Source organism: Microcystis sp. LE19-84.1B (assembly GCF_027531875.1).
GTDB lineage: Bacteria > Cyanobacteriota > Cyanobacteriia > Cyanobacteriales > Microcystaceae > Microcystis > Microcystis panniformis.
Map to the genome: position 1 here is coordinate 1 of NZ_JAPZSR010000113.1, position 16,006 is coordinate 16,006.

The 16,006-nt window shown below is 41.6% G+C and carries 21 protein-coding genes and 1 pseudogene; 15 read left to right on the forward strand and 7 right to left on the reverse strand.

All coding sequences use genetic code 11. From position 1 onward, the window contains the following. Positions 1-242 precede the first annotated feature (242 nt). Entirely contained in the window at positions 243-446 is a 204-nt protein-coding gene (locus O9324_RS06625) for a type II restriction endonuclease (protein WP_223211813.1), read from the forward strand. Between the two features lie 15 nt (positions 447-461). Continuing rightward, positions 462-1,394: a DNA adenine methylase gene (locus O9324_RS06630; RefSeq protein ID WP_002767535.1), complete on the forward strand. Its 933-nt coding sequence runs from the start codon at positions 462-464 to the stop codon at positions 1,392-1,394. Positions 1,395-1,429: 35 nt separating this feature from the next. Here the strand turns inward: O9324_RS06630 and O9324_RS06635 are convergent, their stop codons facing one another. Next, the gene (locus tag O9324_RS06635; protein WP_002767536.1) at positions 1,430-1,729 is read right to left on the reverse strand and encodes a hypothetical protein; all 300 of its coding nucleotides are present in this window, start codon (positions 1,727-1,729) and stop codon (positions 1,430-1,432) included. Positions 1,730-1,948: 219 nt separating this feature from the next. On the opposite strand from O9324_RS06635, the gene psbX reads away from it, so the two are divergent. Then, positions 1,949-2,068 (forward strand): photosystem II reaction center X protein, encoded by a 120-nt coding sequence (gene psbX / locus O9324_RS06640; RefSeq protein WP_002733679.1) that lies wholly within the window; start codon positions 1,949-1,951, stop codon positions 2,066-2,068. Between the two features lie 43 nt (positions 2,069-2,111). Here the strand turns inward: psbX and O9324_RS06645 are convergent, their stop codons facing one another. Next, positions 2,112-2,759, reverse strand: a complete 648-nt coding sequence (locus O9324_RS06645) for a ComF family protein (RefSeq protein WP_287627127.1) — start codon at positions 2,757-2,759, stop codon at positions 2,112-2,114. Next, positions 2,728-3,027 (reverse strand): DUF1816 domain-containing protein, encoded by a 300-nt coding sequence (locus O9324_RS06650; RefSeq protein WP_287627126.1) that lies wholly within the window; start codon positions 3,025-3,027, stop codon positions 2,728-2,730. Before O9324_RS06650 ends, O9324_RS06645 begins: the two co-directional genes overlap by 32 nt. 254 nt (positions 3,028-3,281) lie before the next feature. Here O9324_RS06650 and O9324_RS06655 point away from each other — a divergent pair, with 254 nt between their 5' ends. The 3 genes from O9324_RS06655 to O9324_RS06665 all read left to right on the forward strand — a co-directional run bounded on the left by O9324_RS06655 (position 3,282) and on the right by O9324_RS06665 (position 4,726). Further along, positions 3,282-3,641, forward strand: a complete 360-nt coding sequence (locus O9324_RS06655; RefSeq protein WP_002767542.1) for a ferredoxin thioredoxin reductase catalytic beta subunit — start codon at positions 3,282-3,284, stop codon at positions 3,639-3,641. 9 nt (positions 3,642-3,650) lie between these two features. Beyond that, positions 3,651-4,076 carry a DUF309 domain-containing protein gene (locus O9324_RS06660; protein WP_002767543.1) on the forward strand — a complete coding sequence of 142 codons (426 nt, stop codon included), beginning with the start codon at positions 3,651-3,653 and terminating at the stop codon, positions 4,074-4,076. Between the two features lie 149 nt (positions 4,077-4,225). Then, positions 4,226-4,726, forward strand: a complete 501-nt coding sequence (locus tag O9324_RS06665) for an LptA/OstA family protein (protein WP_287627124.1) — start codon at positions 4,226-4,228, stop codon at positions 4,724-4,726. Positions 4,727-4,733: 7 nt separating this feature from the next. On the opposite strand, the gene O9324_RS06670 is transcribed toward O9324_RS06665, so the two are convergent. Continuing rightward, entirely contained in the window at positions 4,734-4,871 is a 138-nt protein-coding gene (locus tag O9324_RS06670) for a hypothetical protein (RefSeq protein WP_287739807.1), read from the reverse strand. A gap of 34 nt (positions 4,872-4,905) precedes the next feature. Here O9324_RS06670 and lptB point away from each other — a divergent pair, with 34 nt between their 5' ends. After that, entirely contained in the window at positions 4,906-5,634 is a 729-nt protein-coding gene (lptB, locus tag O9324_RS06675; RefSeq protein WP_002787174.1) for an LPS export ABC transporter ATP-binding protein, read from the forward strand. A 32-nt stretch (positions 5,635-5,666) separates the two neighbouring features. Then, the gene (locus O9324_RS06680; RefSeq protein WP_002767546.1) at positions 5,667-6,836 is read left to right on the forward strand and encodes an LptF/LptG family permease; all 1,170 of its coding nucleotides are present in this window, start codon (positions 5,667-5,669) and stop codon (positions 6,834-6,836) included. 36 nt (positions 6,837-6,872) lie between these two features. Here the strand turns inward: O9324_RS06680 and rsmI are convergent, their stop codons facing one another. Continuing rightward, positions 6,873-7,712, reverse strand: coding sequence for a 16S rRNA (cytidine(1402)-2'-O)-methyltransferase (gene rsmI / locus O9324_RS06685; RefSeq protein ID WP_288139776.1), 840 nt, complete (start codon positions 7,710-7,712; stop codon positions 6,873-6,875). A gap of 402 nt (positions 7,713-8,114) precedes the next feature. Here rsmI and O9324_RS06690 point away from each other — a divergent pair, with 402 nt between their 5' ends. The 3 genes from O9324_RS06690 (at position 8,115) to O9324_RS06700 (ending at position 13,588) form a co-directional block, all read left to right on the forward strand. Next, complete coding sequence (locus O9324_RS06690) at positions 8,115-8,231, forward strand: photosystem II reaction center protein I (RefSeq protein ID WP_002732356.1); 117 nt, start codon at positions 8,115-8,117, stop codon at positions 8,229-8,231. Between the two features lie 140 nt (positions 8,232-8,371). Next, positions 8,372-10,759 carry a DUF3769 domain-containing protein gene (locus O9324_RS06695; protein ID WP_288139777.1) on the forward strand — a complete coding sequence of 796 codons (2,388 nt, stop codon included), beginning with the start codon at positions 8,372-8,374 and terminating at the stop codon, positions 10,757-10,759. A 129-nt stretch (positions 10,760-10,888) separates the two neighbouring features. Continuing rightward, positions 10,889-13,588, forward strand: a complete 2,700-nt coding sequence (locus tag O9324_RS06700) for a DNA methyltransferase (protein ID WP_288139778.1) — start codon at positions 10,889-10,891, stop codon at positions 13,586-13,588. A gap of 47 nt (positions 13,589-13,635) precedes the next feature. Here O9324_RS06700 and O9324_RS27175 read toward each other — a convergent pair. After that, a pseudogene (locus O9324_RS27175) lies at positions 13,636-13,825 on the reverse strand (hypothetical protein). 20 nt (positions 13,826-13,845) lie between these two features. Beyond that, positions 13,846-13,998, reverse strand: a complete 153-nt coding sequence (locus O9324_RS06705; RefSeq protein ID WP_288139779.1) for a hypothetical protein — start codon at positions 13,996-13,998, stop codon at positions 13,846-13,848. Between the two features lie 284 nt (positions 13,999-14,282). Here O9324_RS06705 and O9324_RS06710 point away from each other — a divergent pair, with 284 nt between their 5' ends. The 4 genes from O9324_RS06710 to O9324_RS06725 all read left to right on the forward strand — a co-directional run bounded on the left by O9324_RS06710 (position 14,283) and on the right by O9324_RS06725 (position 15,557). Continuing rightward, positions 14,283-14,480 (forward strand): RelB antitoxin-like protein, encoded by a 198-nt coding sequence (locus tag O9324_RS06710; protein WP_194018379.1) that lies wholly within the window; start codon positions 14,283-14,285, stop codon positions 14,478-14,480. Beyond that, on the forward strand, positions 14,477-14,731 hold the full coding sequence (locus O9324_RS06715; protein WP_288139780.1) for a type II toxin-antitoxin system RelE family toxin: 255 nt from the start codon (positions 14,477-14,479) through the stop codon (positions 14,729-14,731). The genes O9324_RS06710 and O9324_RS06715 overlap by 4 nt, the downstream gene beginning before the upstream one ends. A 77-nt stretch (positions 14,732-14,808) precedes the next feature. Beyond that, positions 14,809-15,228 (forward strand): XisH family protein, encoded by a 420-nt coding sequence (locus O9324_RS06720; RefSeq protein ID WP_002767573.1) that lies wholly within the window; start codon positions 14,809-14,811, stop codon positions 15,226-15,228. Beyond that, a complete protein-coding gene (locus O9324_RS06725) occupies positions 15,216-15,557 on the forward strand; it encodes a XisI protein (protein ID WP_002767575.1) in 342 nt (113 codons plus the stop codon). The genes O9324_RS06720 and O9324_RS06725 overlap by 13 nt, the downstream gene beginning before the upstream one ends. Positions 15,558-16,006 lie beyond the last annotated feature (449 nt).

A 16,006-nucleotide genomic window follows, 5' to 3' on the forward strand; every position in this document is an offset into this window, starting at 1 on the left:
GCTCTCGCCCTACTTAGGGTGATCAGCAAACCTGATCGATCGGAGGGCGCAAGCTTTGCGCCCCTACAGTAACGGATTTTGTCCACAATGTAGGGGCGAACTGCGTTCGCCCAAAAGGTACATTATCAAAGCGCAAGTCCCTAAGCTGTACTGAATTTAAACTGCTTAAAAGTTGAGTAGGGAGGCACAATTATTTGTAGGATGGGTTAGGGGTAGCGTAACCCATGCGGGCGTTGGGTTTCATGCTTCAACCCAACCTACCTTCTATTGATACGAAAATCATCTCTAAAATCCTAGAATTGCTTCTTTTTCCCATATTTGATAATTTTGCTAGATGTAACCAATTAAAGATAGAGTTAGTATCTCAACAAAATTTTTACCCTGATTTGACCTTTATTCACGAGCCAACAGGAGCTAAGTTTGCTGTGGATAGAAATTACTGTTAATGAGGAGAGTGTTTAGTGAAGTTAACGCCACTTGTGCCACCGATTAAGTGTCAAGGAATTAAAACTAAATTGGTAAAAGATGTTAAAAATATTGTGTCTGATCTGAGCTTTGGGCGTTGGATAGAACCCTTTTCTGGATCGGGAGTGGTGGCTTTTAATATTAATCCGAAAAAGGCTTTACTTGCGGACACCAATACTCATATTATACAGTTTTATAATAATCTAAAAAATCAAGTTATTACCAGTAAAACTGTGAAGCTTTTTTTGCAAGAAAATGGTCAAGTTCTTAAGGAACAGGGAGAAAGTTATTATTATCAAGTACGAGAAAGATTTAATCAAGCTCCTAATTCTCTAGATTTTTTATTTCTCAATCGCTCCTGTTTTAACGGCGTGATGAGATTCAATCGGAAGGGACAGTTTAACGTACCTTACTGTCATAAATCAGAGCGATTTTCTCAAGCATATATTACCAAAATAGTTAATCAAGTTATTGCCATAGAAAATATTCTTATTAAAACTGATTATAATTTTCAAGTTGCTGACTTTCGAGAGACTTTATCTGATTGGCAAAAAACAGATTTGATCTATCTCGATCCTCCTTATTTAGGGAGACACGCCGATTATTTTAACTCTTGGTCTGAAGAGGATGAAGATTGTTTGGTGACTATTTTAAAGGATATTTCTTGTCGGTTTATTTTTTCCACTTGGCACAGTAATCAGTTTAGAAGCAATCCTTTAATTAAAAAAAATTGGAGTGCTGATCAGTTTTATATCTATACTAAACAGCATTTTTATCATGTTGGTTCCACAGAAAAATTACGTCATCCGATCACCGAAGCACTCATTACTAACTTTAACATTCCCTTGTTGCCAGAGCGAGAAACTGATTTGCAACAACTGTCATTATTCCCATCGACAGCAGAAAATGAGGGAGTGAGAACAGTCTAGAAGATGCCTAGTTGCTAATTCTCACTCCTTACTATTTATCCTTGGCTTTGGCGCAGATGGTCGTTAATTTGACGTTTACGCTTTTCTTGGGGGGTAGTGCTAGTAATTTCGCCAAAATCTTCGCTACTCATGGAAAGATGGGACATTATCTTTCTTTTGCGCTCTTTAGCAGTTAATTCCGGTGAAGGAGTTACCGGCGGCGGCACTGCCACGGGTTCCGCTACCACCGGAGGAGTTTCCACAATTGGCAGCGGTTTTTTGGGAATATAGTCAGCACCAGTGGTACTTCTGGAGAGATGATCGAGAATGCGCCGTTTGCGATCGTCAGTAGCCATAAAAATCTTTGCCAGTCTAGTGTGAACTTTTGTAACTATCACCCATTGTCAAACATCCCCATCTCCTTGAGAAGTCAAGGGAGATTTTATTTTCAGCGATTGAAGACATATAATAACCTGCGATCGCATTTATCTGGCCGTGGAACTGGGGGTCTTCTCGCCCAAGGTGATAAGATAAAAAACTAAGTCTTTGAAAATATGACAAAGGATTTATCTATCATGACACCCTCTTTAGCTAACTTTCTCTGGAGCCTTGTTTTAGGTGCGGTTATCGTCCTGATTCCTGCCACTATCGGTTTGATTTTCATCAGTCAATACGACAAGATCAAACGCACTTAATTTAATCTAACTCTAAATGCCCAGACGGATTCCTCTGGGCATTTTAGCTAATTTTGGAACTGGCAAGAGCGATCGCACCGACTACCCGATATCCCTCTGTGCGTAAAACCTGCACAGCTTCCTCGATCGTGGTTCCTGTGGTATAAATATCATCAATTAAGAGAATCGGCACTGATTTCGGTAAATTTTTCCCCAGTTGAAAAGCCGCTTGCATCGTCTTTTTTCTCTCCTCGGCTGCCATACTAAATAAAGCTGCCGTGTTCTTAATCCGAATTAATCCGCGACTAGCCAGAGGATAACCGGTTAAACGACAAAAACCTTCGCCAATGACTTCTGCTTGATTAAAACCCCTTTCCTTTAACCTTTCTGGATGGAGAGGGATAGGAATCACCGTCAAACGTTTATCGGTGAGGGGAGGACGCAGCAGCCAAGTTTCCCCCATGCAACTGCCTAGCAAAGAGCCGAGAGCGGGATGGCGATCGTATTTCATTTTAGCGATCGCCTGTTTTAATTTACCTTCATAGCGTCCCCAGATAAACAGGGGAATAGAACCACGCCAGAGAAAAAGCGGGTTATTCTGACGATAGGCCTGTAATTGTCGCCCACAATCACGGCAAAGCTCTCGATCGCTTTGCCGTTGACAGAGAGGACAGGGAGACTTAAGAAATAAAGCGAGAAAAGGTTCGAGCATGGGAAGCGAAAGTTTTAGCTAGATGCTGATTTCCATCGTCAAAAACGGTCAAATAATGGGGATTACTCCGCTCGATCGAAAGACTGATTCCTTGCGCTCCTTCGGACTCTAGATCTTGGAGATAACCCCCCTGATGCTGTTCTGCTTCCTCAAAAGAAGCAAAGGGACCAAAATAGTAGGTACAGTGGGGATAAAGGGAGGTAATTTTCAGCCACCAAGGTGTATTATCGTCAGAAATTTTATTTGTCTGCAAGAAAGATAAAATCATGTTCTGGTATTGATAGGGTACAGGGATTGCAGGAATTAAGGATAGGTTTGAGGAACTTTGCCCCTATAATTCCGATTTGCTGGCCAAAAAGTCGAGCTTTTGGCCAAAGAGAGTCTTTTTATCGTATTAGATTAACAAGGGGATCGGTGGCAAAATCGAAAGAGATTCTAAAAATTCTCCTCGCCCAAGGGGAAGCGGATCGAGATAGGATAGTAAAAAGTTTTTTTGTAGAAAGCTAAGGGGATCAGATAACTATGAGCCAGATCACAGACACAGATAAGAGTCTTGAGGCGATGAAGAAGTTTGCCGAACAGTACGCTAGAGGTACAAATACTTACTTCTGTAGCGATCTCTCGGTGACAGCGGTAGTAATTGAGGGATTAGCGCGTCATAAGGACGAATTAGGCGCTCCTTTATGTCCCTGTCGTCACTACGAAGACAAAGAAGCGGAGGTAAAAAATACTTTTTGGAATTGTCCCTGTGTACCGATGCGGGAACGGAAAGAATGTCACTGTATGCTATTTATTACCCCCGATAACGAGTTTGCTGGGGAAGAACAGGTAATTTCCCTCGACTATATCCAAGAAGTCCGCGAATCGATGAGGGGGCATTAGTATAGGGTAATGACAGCCAGCGCTTTTGGGCAAGGAATCGACGAATTTAATCGCCAGCAATTCTATGCTTGTCATGATACCCTAGAGGCTTTGTGGATGGAGTCCGCAGAGCCTGAAAAAACCTTTTATCAAGGCATTTTGCAGATTGCTGTCGCTTGTTACCATCTAGAAAATAATAACTGGCGCGGGGCGGTAATTCTTTTGGGAGAAGGGGTGAGACGTTTACAACACTATCAACCCGATTACGAGGGTATCAACGTGACGCACTTGGTGGGGGAGAGTTTGGATCTATTAAACTTTTTACAGAATCTCGATCCCCAAGCTTTACCGGCAGTGCTAGAAGCGATGAAAAGCAATCAGGAACATCCTCATCCCCACCTCGATCGATCTATCTGTTCTCTGCCGAAAATCCTCAAAAGTCATCCCGTCCTCTAAACAGCTAGATTAGTTAGTCAATACAATTACCGCTAAGTAGGTGGATGTTAAAAATTGTCAGCACCCCCCTTATCAAGGGGGGATAAAAGGGAGGATAAAAGGGGGGATAAAAGGGGGGATAAAATACTCTATTTATAGGTGAGATTTCTATGAGAGCAAGATACACAAAAATCAGAGGATGGCTAGTTGCCCTCGTTTCTACTAGCTTAGTTATGGGATTAGGTACTTCTCCCCTAGTCAAGGCACAGCAGAATATTGTACCAGGTAATGCCATGACAGTGCGATCGGATATTCAGGAGGCAAACTCAAAAACGGGGGTAATTACTGCGCGGGGTAACGTACAAGTGTTCTATCCTGCCCGCAAAATGCAGGCCACTTCTGCCCAAGCTCAGTATTTTAGCCGCGAACGTCGTTTAGTGATGACGGGTAACGTTTATGTTTTGCAGGAAGGCAACAGTATCCGCGCCGAAACGATGACTTATCTAGTCGATGAGGGCAGATTTATCGCTACTCCCCAAACCAGTCAGCAGGTGGAGTCAATTTATTTAGTCAAAGATAACGAAACTTCCCCCCAACCAGCAGCCTCCCCGACACCCGCACCCCTACCTTCCCCTTCCCTCCCCGCTGCCCCAATTATTAACCCGCAGTGATGGGGAATCAGGAGACTCCGAGACGGGAGGAGATAGGGTGATAGGGTTTTGGGGTGATAGGGTGATGAGACAGCTTCCCCACGTCCCCACGTCCCCACTTCCCCATTTCCCACGTCCCCACTTCCCCATCACCCCACTTCCCCATCACCCCACACCCCACACCCCAACACCGGATAAAGATGACTTTAGTATTAGAAAATATCCATAAATCCTACGGTAAAAGGCTCGTGGTTAACCGGGTGGGTATTACTGTTGCCCCGGGGGAAATTGTCGGGTTATTAGGGCCAAATGGTGCGGGGAAAACCACAACTTTTTATATCGCCACGGGATTAATTAAACCGAATCAAGGGCGCGTTTGGCTCGATCAAAAAGAAATTACTAAATTACCCCTTAATCAAAGGGCGCGTCTGGGGATTGGCTATCTGACGCAGCAGGCCAGTATTTTTCGTTATTTAACTGTATCAGAAAATATTCAGTTAGCCCTAGAACAGTCGGGAGTTCCCTTTTCCCAACGGGCAAATCGTCTCTATGATTTATTAAAAGAATTTCGCCTCGATAAGATTGTTGGCACTAAAGGCGCTTACGTTTCCGGAGGAGAAAGAAGAAGGACGGAATTAGCTCGCGCTTTAGCGGTGGGAGTCAACGGACCAAGATTTTTATTATTAGATGAACCTTTCGCCGGAGTAGATCCGATCGCTGTATCTGAGATTCAAGCGATGATCGCTGGTTTAAGGGATCGTCAGATGGGAATTTTAATTACCGATCACAATGTGCGAGAAACTTTGGCTATCACTAATCGGGCTTATATTATGCGCGAAGGGCAGATTTTAGCGGCGGGAAGTGGCGAAGAACTGTATAATAATCCTCTGGTGCGTCAGTATTATTTGGGTGATAATTTTTTCAGATAATTGTTATTAATAAAAAATCGCTACATTATATCATGAAAGTTAGCAATTGGCAAGGAAATTTAAGTAGAATACCCGGATTTACCATCTTAGACCGCTATATTTTTGTCGAGTTATTATTGCCCTTTCTATTTGGTATGGGTTTATTCACTTCTTTGGGAGTGGCGATCGGGACTTTATTTGATTTAGTGCGACGGATTACTGAATCGGGTTTACCTTTTACTTTGGCCCTAAAAATTCTCTTATTAAAAATGCCAGAGTTTATTGTTTTAGCCTTTCCCATGTCGATACTTTTAGCAGCTTTAATGGCCTACAGTCGTTTAGCCAGTGATAGCGAATTAATTGCTTTTAAAAGTATTGGAATTAGTGTTTATCGCCTAATAATTCCCGCCATTGTGCTAAGTTTAATAGTGACGGGATTAACCTACGTTTTTAATGATTATGTGGCTCCAGCTGCCAGTTATGAAGCTAATGCTACCATGACGAAAGCTCTGCGACCAAATCGCAAGTCTTTTATTGAAGATAATATTATTTATCCTGAATACGGCAAAGTGCGGCCACCGGATGGAGGGGAAGCGCAAACGGTATTAAGAAGGTTATTTTATGCCGAAAGATTTAACGGTCAAGAAATGTTAGGGTTAACCATTCTCGATCGCACCCAGCCGGAAGTTAATCAAATTATTACCTCAGAATCAGCTTCTTGGAATATTGAAAAAAATATCTGGGATTTTTATAACGGCACAATTTATCTAATTGATCCTAATGGTTCCTATCGTAATATTGTCCGCTTTCAACATCAACAATTAGCCCTACCTCGTACCCCTTTAGATTTAGCTTTTCGAGGCCGAGATGGTTCAGAAATGACCCTCAGACAAGCGCGGGAATACTTAGAAATACTGCAATTAAGTGGCAATCCCACCAAAATTAGAAAACTACAGGTTCAAATCGAGCAGAAAATATCTTTACCCTTTGTTTGTTTAGTTTTTGGCATGATTGGGGCAGCCTTGGGATTGCGTCCCCAAAATTCTAATAAAGCCACCAGTTTCGGTATTTGTATTGTTCTAATTTTCTCCTATTATCTCCTATCTTTTGTCACCAGTTCCTTAGGTATTGGCGGAGTTTTAACCCCCTTGATGGCCGCTTGGTTGCCCAATATTTTAGGATTAACTGCTGGGGGGATTTTGTTACTTCAATCAGCTAAGTAATCGAGGGTTAGCGGTGGGAATAAAAATTGATAATCATCAAATTTCTAGGGCTAATTTGTATAAACGACTGCGGGATAAATTAGTAACCTGTGCTAATTGTCTGCTGGCTTGCGATCGACTAACTCCCCGTTCTATAATTTGTTTTAATTCCTGTTTTAATTCCTCGTCGGATAATTGGATATTATCGGCCTGATCGTTGCCCATAACTACGAGCGTAAATTCTCCTTTAGGAGTTTTATTCTCCCGATATAAATTAATCGCCTCGTCGATAGTTCCTCGCCAAATTTCTTCGTAAAGCTTGGTTAATTCCCGACCTAAAACTATCTTTCTTGTGAGTCCACAAGTTTCGCGTAAATCCTCTAAAGTCTTAATAAGTTTGTGGGGAGCTTCATAAAAAACCATCGTTCTTGTTTCAGTTTTTAAACTCTCTAAGCGCTCTTGTCTCAGCTTTGCCTTACCCGGAAGAAATCCTTCAAAACAGAATCTTTCCGTGGGTAATCCCGACACCGCTAAAGCAGTAATTACCGCCGTTACTCCGGGGATGGGAACCACTTCGATATTAGCTTCTATACAAGCTTTAATTAACTCATAACCCGGGTCAGAAATCCCCGGCATTCCCGCATCAGTAACCAAGGCGATATCCTGACCTTGGCTGAGAATATTTAATAACTCATCGAGACGGGAAAGGCGATTATGTTCATGGTAACTAATTTGAGGGGTTGAAATATCAAAATGCTGTAATAATTTGCCGGTGTGTCTGGTATCTTCGGCAGCAATTAGAGAGACTTTTTTGAGGGTTGCCAGGGAGCGGAAAGTCAGATCGTCTAAATTACCGATCGGCGTTCCCACCACATATAATTTACCGAGATTATTCATAAATTGGCTAAAAATAGGCTATTTAGTCGTCTTTTCAGTGATCAGTACCCAGTAAACGGTAGGCTGACGACTGATAACCGATCACTGATCAGACTGTCCACTAAAAACTCATAAGTAGGGAGGCACAATTATTTTTAGGATGGGTTAGCGGTAGCGTAACATGAGCGAGCGTTGGGTTTCATGCTTCAACCCAACCTACGTTCATCTTATATTTAATTCCACCCACCCACTTATCTGATCACTGATCACTGATAACTGCTCACTGATAACTGATAACTGATAACTGATAACTGAGAACCGATCGCTTTTCTCTGTTCAGGGATCACTCAAATAGGGTAAAGTAGGTCAAGGTATGCTAACCCTGTTATTGCATTAATCTAGTCTAAGGAGAACGTCTTAGTAATGTTAACCCTAAAAATCGCCGTTTATATCGTTGTTTCCTTCTTTGTCTTACTTTTTATCTTTGGCTTCCTTTCCGGCGATCCTACCCGTAACCCCGGACGCAAAGACTTTGAGTAGAAGACAATTATCAAACTGGTTCTAGGGTAGAGACACAGGGAACAAGTTATTGAACTTTCCCTGTCTCCCTAGAAATAATGATCGTGGTAGTATCATTGAGGTTCGCTCGTCCTCTATTTCGATCGCCGACTCGTGCAGTCATGTCTTTTTTTCTCTTAGCTGTTGAACCACCTGCCCTAATTAATACTGTAGCTGAACCGGAAACGGAGGAGCGCCAAGTTTCTGAAAATAGTCCCACGTCTGTAGTTCCCCTCCCTGTCACCCCAGCACCTCTAGAGGCAAAAAAGCCTTCAGAAGAGAGCGTTTCTATTCCCCTCACCGTCACTCCACCCCCGGAAACCGTCGAGGTAAAACCCTTGGTTCCCGATCAGGGTATTCCCCTCAAACCATTACCTAGCAGTGCGGGTGATGCGGCAGCTTTAGGAAAACCCCTTTCTGTTCAGAATTCTCCACCCCCCGCAGCCGTTGGTGTCACCATTCATCCCGAAACCGAGATAGTTTCAGGATTAAATCAAAAAGCTCTTAACCAGAAAAATGGCTCAACTCGGCTATTAGTGCGGAAAAAAGGCGAAAAAACCAGCCAAGAATACTTTATTTCCCTCAATAACAGCCTAGCTCAGTCCGCTAATCCAGAAGAGGAAAGACCCCTAGAATTAGTGGCCGATGAGCAGGAATTTGACCAAAATCGGCAGATTATCACCGCTAGAGGTAATGTCACCCTGCGTTTTGCCCAAAGTGTACTAACAGCCGATCGCTTACAGATTAATCTTCCCGAAAAGTTAGCGGTAGCGGAGGGCCAGGTAATCCTAACCCGGGGAGATCAAATCCTGCGCGGCGATCGCTTTGAATATTATTTCGTCCAGGATAGCGGTGTGGTATTTAATGCTAATGGGGAAATTTTTCAACCCAGCACCGCTAGGGATTTAGGACAAACGCTGCCCACGGATGTGGGGGCCAGTAGTTCTTTTGGAACCCTAACCGATCGTTTGGCATTAAATCAACCCTTGCAGAGAATCACGACGGGAGAGGGTTTTCAATTTGTCGTCGGGGGACAGGATCCCAGTCGGCGCGATCGACAGAATATTAATAGTCCGTCGGGGGGAACGATTAATCGTGTCCGTTTTCAGGCCGAGCGCTTGAATTTTGATGGTAAGGTGTGGAATGCCACTAATGTGCGTCTGACGAATGACCCTTTTTCCCCTCCTGAATTGGAAGTTCGGGCCAATTCCGCCACTTTTCGCAGTACCGGCCCCTTTACCGATGAGTTGCGGATGAGTAATTCCCAGTTGGTTTTCGATCAACGGGTAGTGGCACCCACTTTTATTAATAGTCTTACCTTCGATCGCCGTCGTCGTCGTCCTTTTTTAATTGCCCCAGGCTATGATGGGGAGGATCGGGGCGGATTTTTCGTAGAAAGTCCCCTAACTTTAGTGGAGACACCGAAGACTCTTTTTGAGTTGACACCGCAATATTTAATTCAAAAAGTCCTTAATCCCGATGCTTTTCCCTCAGCTAACCCCGGAGGTGGCGAAGTTTCACCCCTTAGTCCGAAAGCTTTTGGTTTATTGGGGAATTTTGCCACTAATTTTGGTGAGCGCTCGTTTTTTCAGGCAACAGCTTCTTTTTCTAATTTAGATTTGGAACAGATCGAAAATAGTGTTCGTTCTAAGATTCGCTTTCAACAGACGATCGGACAGTTGCAGGACCCCTATCTGCTCAATGTGGAGTACAATTATCGCGAGCGTCTCTTTAACGGTTCTTTAGGGTTTCAGACGGTTAATAGCAGTTTTGGGGCAATTTTGACCTCACCGGTGATTGTTGTCCCCAATACGGATATTAGACTCAGTTATCAAGCTTCTGTTCAGAATGTTAACGCACCCACCGATCGCAGTAATCTCTTAGCAGCCAATGCAACGGATAATGTGACTAATTTAAGTCGTTTTCAGGGTGCTGTCTCCCTCAATCGCAGTTTTTTACTCTGGTCTGCCCTTACTTTACCACCGACTCCCGACCAAGGTTTAAGATTTTCTCCCGTTCCCGTTCAACCCTATATTGCTCTTGTCACTGGTGTCACCGGTGTCACCAGTTATTACACTAATGGAGAGACGCAAAATTCCGTCACGGGAACCGTGGGATTATTAGGACAGTTTGGGCGTTTTTCCCGCAATTTTCTCGACTATACCGGGTTTAATATCAGTTTTAGTCAGGGTTTAGTTAACGGACAATCACCCTTTTTCTTCGATCGCTTTGTTGATCAACAAACAATGTCCTATGGTATAACTCAACAGGTATATGGTCCGATTCGTGTGGGTTTCCAGAGCATTTATAGTATCGATCAAGCGAAGGAAATCAGTACAGAATATTTTCTCGAATGGAGTCGTCGCACCTATAGTTTAATTTTGCGCTATAACCCCGTGCTGCAGTTGGGAATACTCAACATCCGCGTGTCGGATTTCAACTGGACAGGCAACCCCGGCTATTTTGAGGGTAGCGATGTCCGTCCGGTGGTGGATGGAGTAACCCGTTAAGACTACATGGGAGGGTGAATTATGAATTATGAATGATGAATTATGAATTATGAATTATGAATTATGAATTATTGTGTAAGATGGTGATCGCACTAGAACGCCCACCCTACTCCAATAGAAAGGCTAGAGATGACTACTACTCTTGAAAGCTTACAGGAATTTATTGATTTTTGTCAACAGCATATTACTGGCAAAGAAAGGAAAGAAGCTCAGATTTTCCTAGACCGTTTCTTTCGAGCTTTTGGTCATAAAGGTGCGTTAGAAGCGGGTGCAACCTATGAGGAGGCGATTACTAAAGGTAGCAAGAAAGGTAAAACGGGATTTGCTGATTTAGTTTGGAAACCTCGTGTTTTAATTGAAATGAAAAAGCGAGGAGAAGATTTAAGTAAACACTATCCCCAAGCTTTTGAATACTGGAGTCGATTAGTTCCCAATCGCCCTCGCTATGTCTTATTATGTAATTTTGATCAGTTCTGGATTTTTGATTTTGATCTTCAAATAGATGAACCGGTAGATCGAGTAAATCTCAACGATTTAAAAAATCGGGTGAGTGCCTTCAATTTTATGGAAGTAGGGAATCGTACCCCTATCTTTCAGAATAATCAAGTCGAGATTACAGAAACGGCAGCGCGGCGCATGGGTGAGTTATTTCAACTATTAAAAAAACGCGGTCATAAAAGCGGTTTTGATGAGTTGACGGCCCAGCGATTTATTTTACAGTGTGTTTTGGCAATGTTTGCGGAGGATCGAGGATTGTTACCAAGAGATTTATTTATTTCTTGTGTACAAGAATGTCTAAATGGTGGCAATTCCTATGATGTTTTGGGGGGATTATTTCAACAGATGAACCAACCCGGAATTACCCCCGTTGGTAAGTATCAGGGAGTGGATTATTTTAATGGGGGACTGTTTAGTATAATTCATCCAATTCAATTAACTAATAAAGAATTAGAGTTTCTGGATGTGGCGGCGCGTCAGGATTGGAGTAAGATCCGTCCTGCAATTTTTGGTAATATTTTTGAAGGGACAGCTAATGCTGAAGAACGTCATACTTACGGGATGCACTTTACTTCAGAAGCGGATATTATGAAAATTGTTCGCCCAACTATTAGCCGTTACTGGGAGGAAAGAATTGAGCAAGCTGGGACGATTGGGGAGTTAAATACACTTCAGTTAGAATTACAGCAGTATAAGGTACTTGATCCTGCTTGCGGTTCGGGTAATTTTCTCTATGTTGCCTATCAAGAATTAAAGCGCATTGAACAGTTATTAATTGAAAAGATTGCTGAACGTCGTCGTTCTGCTAGTGACCAATTACAGATTAGTTTTGTTACACCTAAACAGTTTTATGGAATGGATATTAATCCTTTTGCTGTAGAATTAGCGCGGGTGACTTTAATGATTGCCCGGAAGGTGGCGATTGATAAGTTTAATTTGACGGAAGCTTCTTTACCTTTGGATACTTTGGATAGTAATATTATTTGTGCTGATGCTTTGTTTACGGATTGGCAAAAAGCAGACGCAATTATCGGTAATCCTCCATTTTTGGGAGGTAAACACATGAGATTAAATCTCAGTGATGATTATGTTAATAGAGTGTTTGGAAGGTTTTCTGAGGTTAAAGACTCGGTTGATTTTTGTTCCTATTGGTTTCGTCTAGCACATAATCAATTAGATGAGAAAGGAAGAGCGGGTTTAGTCGGAACTAATTCTATTAGTCAAGGGAAAAGTCGTGTAGCGGCGTTGGATTATATTACTCACAATGGTGGACACATTCATGAGGCGATTTCTACTCAGCCTTGGTCTGGTGAAGCTAATGTTCATGTTAGTATTGTTAATTGGAGTAAAATTGAACCAGTAAGTTATTATTTAGATAATCATCAAGTTTCTCAGATTAATTCTTCTTTAAAAGCGACTGTAGATGTCTCTAAATCTCCGCGATTAAAAGCTAATCTTAATCAATGTTTTCAAGGAGTGATTCCTGTTGGTAAAGGTTTTCTGGTTAGTGAAAAACAAGTTAATGAATGGATTAAACAAGAGCCTAAAAATACAGATGTCCTCAAGTTGTTTTCAATGGGAGCAAATCTAGCCCAAAATCCTCACGGTAAGCCAGAACGCTGGATTATTGATTTTAATGATATGAGTTTAGAGGATGCTAGTGAATATAAACTACCTTTTGAGCATATTAAAGTAAATGTTAAGCCAGAAAGAGAGATAAATCGGATGAAAGTCAGAAGAGAGAATTGGTGGAAGATGGGATCAAATGCTTCAATAATGAGAGAATATATTGTTAAAAAATCGTTTTATTTTGCTGTCCCAGAAGTTTCCAAATGGGCAGTTTTTGTCCCTTGTCCCTGTGATTGGCTACCAGGTAATAAAACTAAAGTAGTTGCTTCCGATGATTATTATATCTTAGGTATTCTTTTATCTAACATTCACCGAACTTGGATGCACACCCAAAAATCTACACTTGAGGACAGAACAGCCTACACCCATAACACCTGTTTTGAAACCTTCCCTTTTCCTCAGAAACCTTCACAGGAACTTGTCGAAAAAATCCGTAAAACCGCCGGGGAATTACACGAATACCGCAGTCAACAGATGGAAAAAAAACAATGGGGAATCACCAAACTATATAACCAATTTTTTAACGAACCCAGTAGCCAACTGTATCAACTCCATCAGAAATTAGATAAGCTAGTAATGGAAGCCTATCACTTCCAAGCTGACGAAGATATTTTAGAGAAACTATTGACCTTAAACCTGGAATTAGCAGAAAAAGAGAAGCGAGGAGAAACCGTCATCGGTCCCTGGTCCCCTTACTCTTAGTGAGTAACGCACAGAAAACGGGTTTCTCCGAGAAACCCGTTTTCTACTCATGCAAAAGAGATGTCTATTGAAACAATCTGAATTTCCCTGACTCGGTGCATTGGTTTGGTTGGCTTTTCGGTGGTGATTAGTTCATCAGCCTGAATTTGCAGCGCAGCAGCAACATGAAGTGCATCCATCTAAACCGTAAGTGCCAGCAATTTCATGACTCACTGCATCCTCCCCGACGTGCAGCAAGTTCTTGTTCTATTTCGTCTTCATTGAGCAGTTGCAATCCAGCTGCGATTGCTCCCTGTCGGATTTCCCATAACTTTTTGCTTAATGGTGTTTGGGGAATAAATTTTAATTATATCTATTACTTCGCTACCATTATTATTCAATTCTTTAATTAAGAAGTCTAAAGATGGCATAATTAATTATTCCGAATATTGGTATTTAGGCATTATTATAGCATTCCAATTTTCTAAAGTCAAACCCTCAACTCTAGCTAAATTAATACCATTAGTTTGTAGAATAGGAATACTTTTTAATCTTTAATTCTTAGGATAAGTTGAGGTATAGTTTCTCATCTTAACTTTAATTGGAGCGATCGCATTTTATTGTGTTTGAGAAGGGCGATCGCTGTTGAGTTGAGGATGCAGGAGAAATTTGAGCTATAATAGGGGAATAAAATTAACAAACAAGGTAATTATCAATGCCATTAAAGCAAAAGTATATTACTGATGAACAGGGTAATCAAATCGGTATTCTTTTAGATATAGAGGAATATCGAAAACTCCTAGAAGATTCTGAAGAATTGAATGCTATTAGAGCCTATGATTTAGCTATTTCGGAAGAGGAAGAAATTCCTTTTGAAGAGGCGATCACCGAAATTGAAAATAGTCGTCAATGAATTACACTATTGCGATTAAAAAACAAGCTTCTAAGGCTTTAGCTAATCTTCCCCAAGATAGTTATCAGAAAGTTCGAGACGGGATTAGAGCATTAGCTGACAATCCAAGACCAGCAGGGTGTCTCAAACTGACAGGACGAGAAGGCTGGCGGATTCGGATTGGAGTTTATCGCGTTATTTCCGAGATAGATGATTCCGCAAAAAAGGTGATTATTCTAGATATTGGACATCGAAAGGACATCTACCGATAGGCGATCGCGTTTTTAATAAAAATTTGGAAGAGGCGATCGCTTATAATAAATCCAGTGATCAAAATAGAAGGAGGCAAATGCCAGCAAAAGACCTCTATCACGAAGCCGTTAAAAATGCCTTAATTAAAGACGGCTGGACAATTACGGCCGATCCTTATCCTATTGAATATGAAGACGCTGAATTGTATCCGGACCTGGCGATCGAGAAATATATTTCCGAAGAACAAAGACAACGTAAAATTATCATTGAAATTAAAAGCTTTCTTGGCCCTTCAATGATCAAAGACTTTGAAATGGCTTTGGGACAATATATTTTTTATCGTGATCTCATTCAATTAGGACAAGATGAATACCAAGAAATCTATCTGGCTATCAAAGATGAAATTTATGAGACTTTTTTCCAACGAAAATCTATTCAAGCCGTTATTAAAAGACACCAATTAGATTTATTAGTTGTCAACATCGAAAAAGAGGAGATTGTCCAATGGATAAACTAACTAACTATCGCCAAATTATTCAAAATACCTTAACAAAGCTAGACAAAATTGCGAATAGCTCATCCAAAAAAAAACTAGAAACCTGTTTGATTTTTGATGAAAATCATGATCATTATCTATGGATGTCTATTGGTTGGATAAACAAAAAGAAAATCAACAATATTCAGATTCATATTCGTATTAAAAATGAAAGAGTTTATATTGAACAGGATTGGACAGAAATAGGAATCACCTCTCAATTATTAGAAGCAGGGATTCCCAAAGAAGATATTGTTTTAGCATTTCATGATCCTGCAAGTCGTGAATTAACAGAATTTGCGATTGCTTAATCAGGGGCGATCGCTGTTTTACTGTGTAGATAGGAGAAGGCGATCGCGTTTTTAGCTGAGGTTAAAATCTAGAAAGGTTGTTAAACCCCAACTAAGTTGAGACTGAGTAACGCACAGAAAACGGGTTTCTCGGAGAAACCCGTTTTCTACTCATGCAAAAGAGATGTCTATTGAAACAATCTGAATTTCCCTGACTCGGTGCATTGGTTTGGTTTGCTTTTCGGTGGTGATTAGGGACTTGCGTAGGAATAATATCCCAGCCAGAAAATCGCTCTGTAGAAGAACCAGACCAGCCAGATCAGATGGCACATTATCAAAGCGCAAGTCCCTAACACCTCGAAGGCTCTCCCCCTACTTAGGGTGATCAGCAAACCTGAGCGATCGGAGGGCGCAAGCATTGCGCCCCTACAGTAACGGATTTTGTCCACAATGTAGGGGCGAACTGCGTT

What these genes read in the sequence shown, in the direction of transcription:
- O9324_RS06625 (WP_223211813.1), top strand. Translation starts at nt 243, where the DNA reads ATGCTTCAACCCAACCTACCTTCTATTGATACGAAAATCATCTCTAAA.
- O9324_RS06635 (WP_002767536.1), bottom strand. Translation starts at nt 1,729, where the DNA reads ATGGCTACTGACGATCGCAAACGGCGCATTCTCGATCATCTCTCCAGA.
- psbX (WP_002733679.1), top strand. Translation starts at nt 1,949, where the DNA reads ATGACACCCTCTTTAGCTAACTTTCTCTGGAGCCTTGTTTTAGGTGCG.
- O9324_RS06645 (WP_287627127.1), bottom strand. Translation starts at nt 2,759, where the DNA reads ATGCTCGAACCTTTTCTCGCTTTATTTCTTAAGTCTCCCTGTCCTCTC.
- O9324_RS06650 (WP_287627126.1), bottom strand. Translation starts at nt 3,027, where the DNA reads ATGATTTTATCTTTCTTGCAGACAAATAAAATTTCTGACGATAATACA.
- O9324_RS06655 (WP_002767542.1), top strand. Translation starts at nt 3,282, where the DNA reads ATGAGCCAGATCACAGACACAGATAAGAGTCTTGAGGCGATGAAGAAG.
- O9324_RS06660 (WP_002767543.1), top strand. Translation starts at nt 3,651, where the DNA reads ATGACAGCCAGCGCTTTTGGGCAAGGAATCGACGAATTTAATCGCCAG.
- O9324_RS06665 (WP_287627124.1), top strand. Translation starts at nt 4,226, where the DNA reads ATGAGAGCAAGATACACAAAAATCAGAGGATGGCTAGTTGCCCTCGTT.
- O9324_RS06670 (WP_287739807.1), bottom strand. Translation starts at nt 4,871, where the DNA reads ATGGGGAAGTGGGGTGATGGGGAAGTGGGGACGTGGGAAATGGGGAAG.
- lptB (WP_002787174.1), top strand. Translation starts at nt 4,906, where the DNA reads ATGACTTTAGTATTAGAAAATATCCATAAATCCTACGGTAAAAGGCTC.
- O9324_RS06680 (WP_002767546.1), top strand. Translation starts at nt 5,667, where the DNA reads ATGAAAGTTAGCAATTGGCAAGGAAATTTAAGTAGAATACCCGGATTT.
- rsmI (WP_288139776.1), bottom strand. Translation starts at nt 7,712, where the DNA reads ATGAATAATCTCGGTAAATTATATGTGGTGGGAACGCCGATCGGTAAT.
- O9324_RS06690 (WP_002732356.1), top strand. Translation starts at nt 8,115, where the DNA reads ATGTTAACCCTAAAAATCGCCGTTTATATCGTTGTTTCCTTCTTTGTC.
- O9324_RS06695 (WP_288139777.1), top strand. Translation starts at nt 8,372, where the DNA reads ATGTCTTTTTTTCTCTTAGCTGTTGAACCACCTGCCCTAATTAATACT.
- O9324_RS06700 (WP_288139778.1), top strand. Translation starts at nt 10,889, where the DNA reads ATGACTACTACTCTTGAAAGCTTACAGGAATTTATTGATTTTTGTCAA.
- O9324_RS06705 (WP_288139779.1), bottom strand. Translation starts at nt 13,998, where the DNA reads ATGCCATCTTTAGACTTCTTAATTAAAGAATTGAATAATAATGGTAGC.
- O9324_RS06710 (WP_194018379.1), top strand. Translation starts at nt 14,283, where the DNA reads ATGCCATTAAAGCAAAAGTATATTACTGATGAACAGGGTAATCAAATC.
- O9324_RS06715 (WP_288139780.1), top strand. Translation starts at nt 14,477, where the DNA reads ATGAATTACACTATTGCGATTAAAAAACAAGCTTCTAAGGCTTTAGCT.
- O9324_RS06720 (WP_002767573.1), top strand. Translation starts at nt 14,809, where the DNA reads ATGCCAGCAAAAGACCTCTATCACGAAGCCGTTAAAAATGCCTTAATT.
- O9324_RS06725 (WP_002767575.1), top strand. Translation starts at nt 15,216, where the DNA reads ATGGATAAACTAACTAACTATCGCCAAATTATTCAAAATACCTTAACA.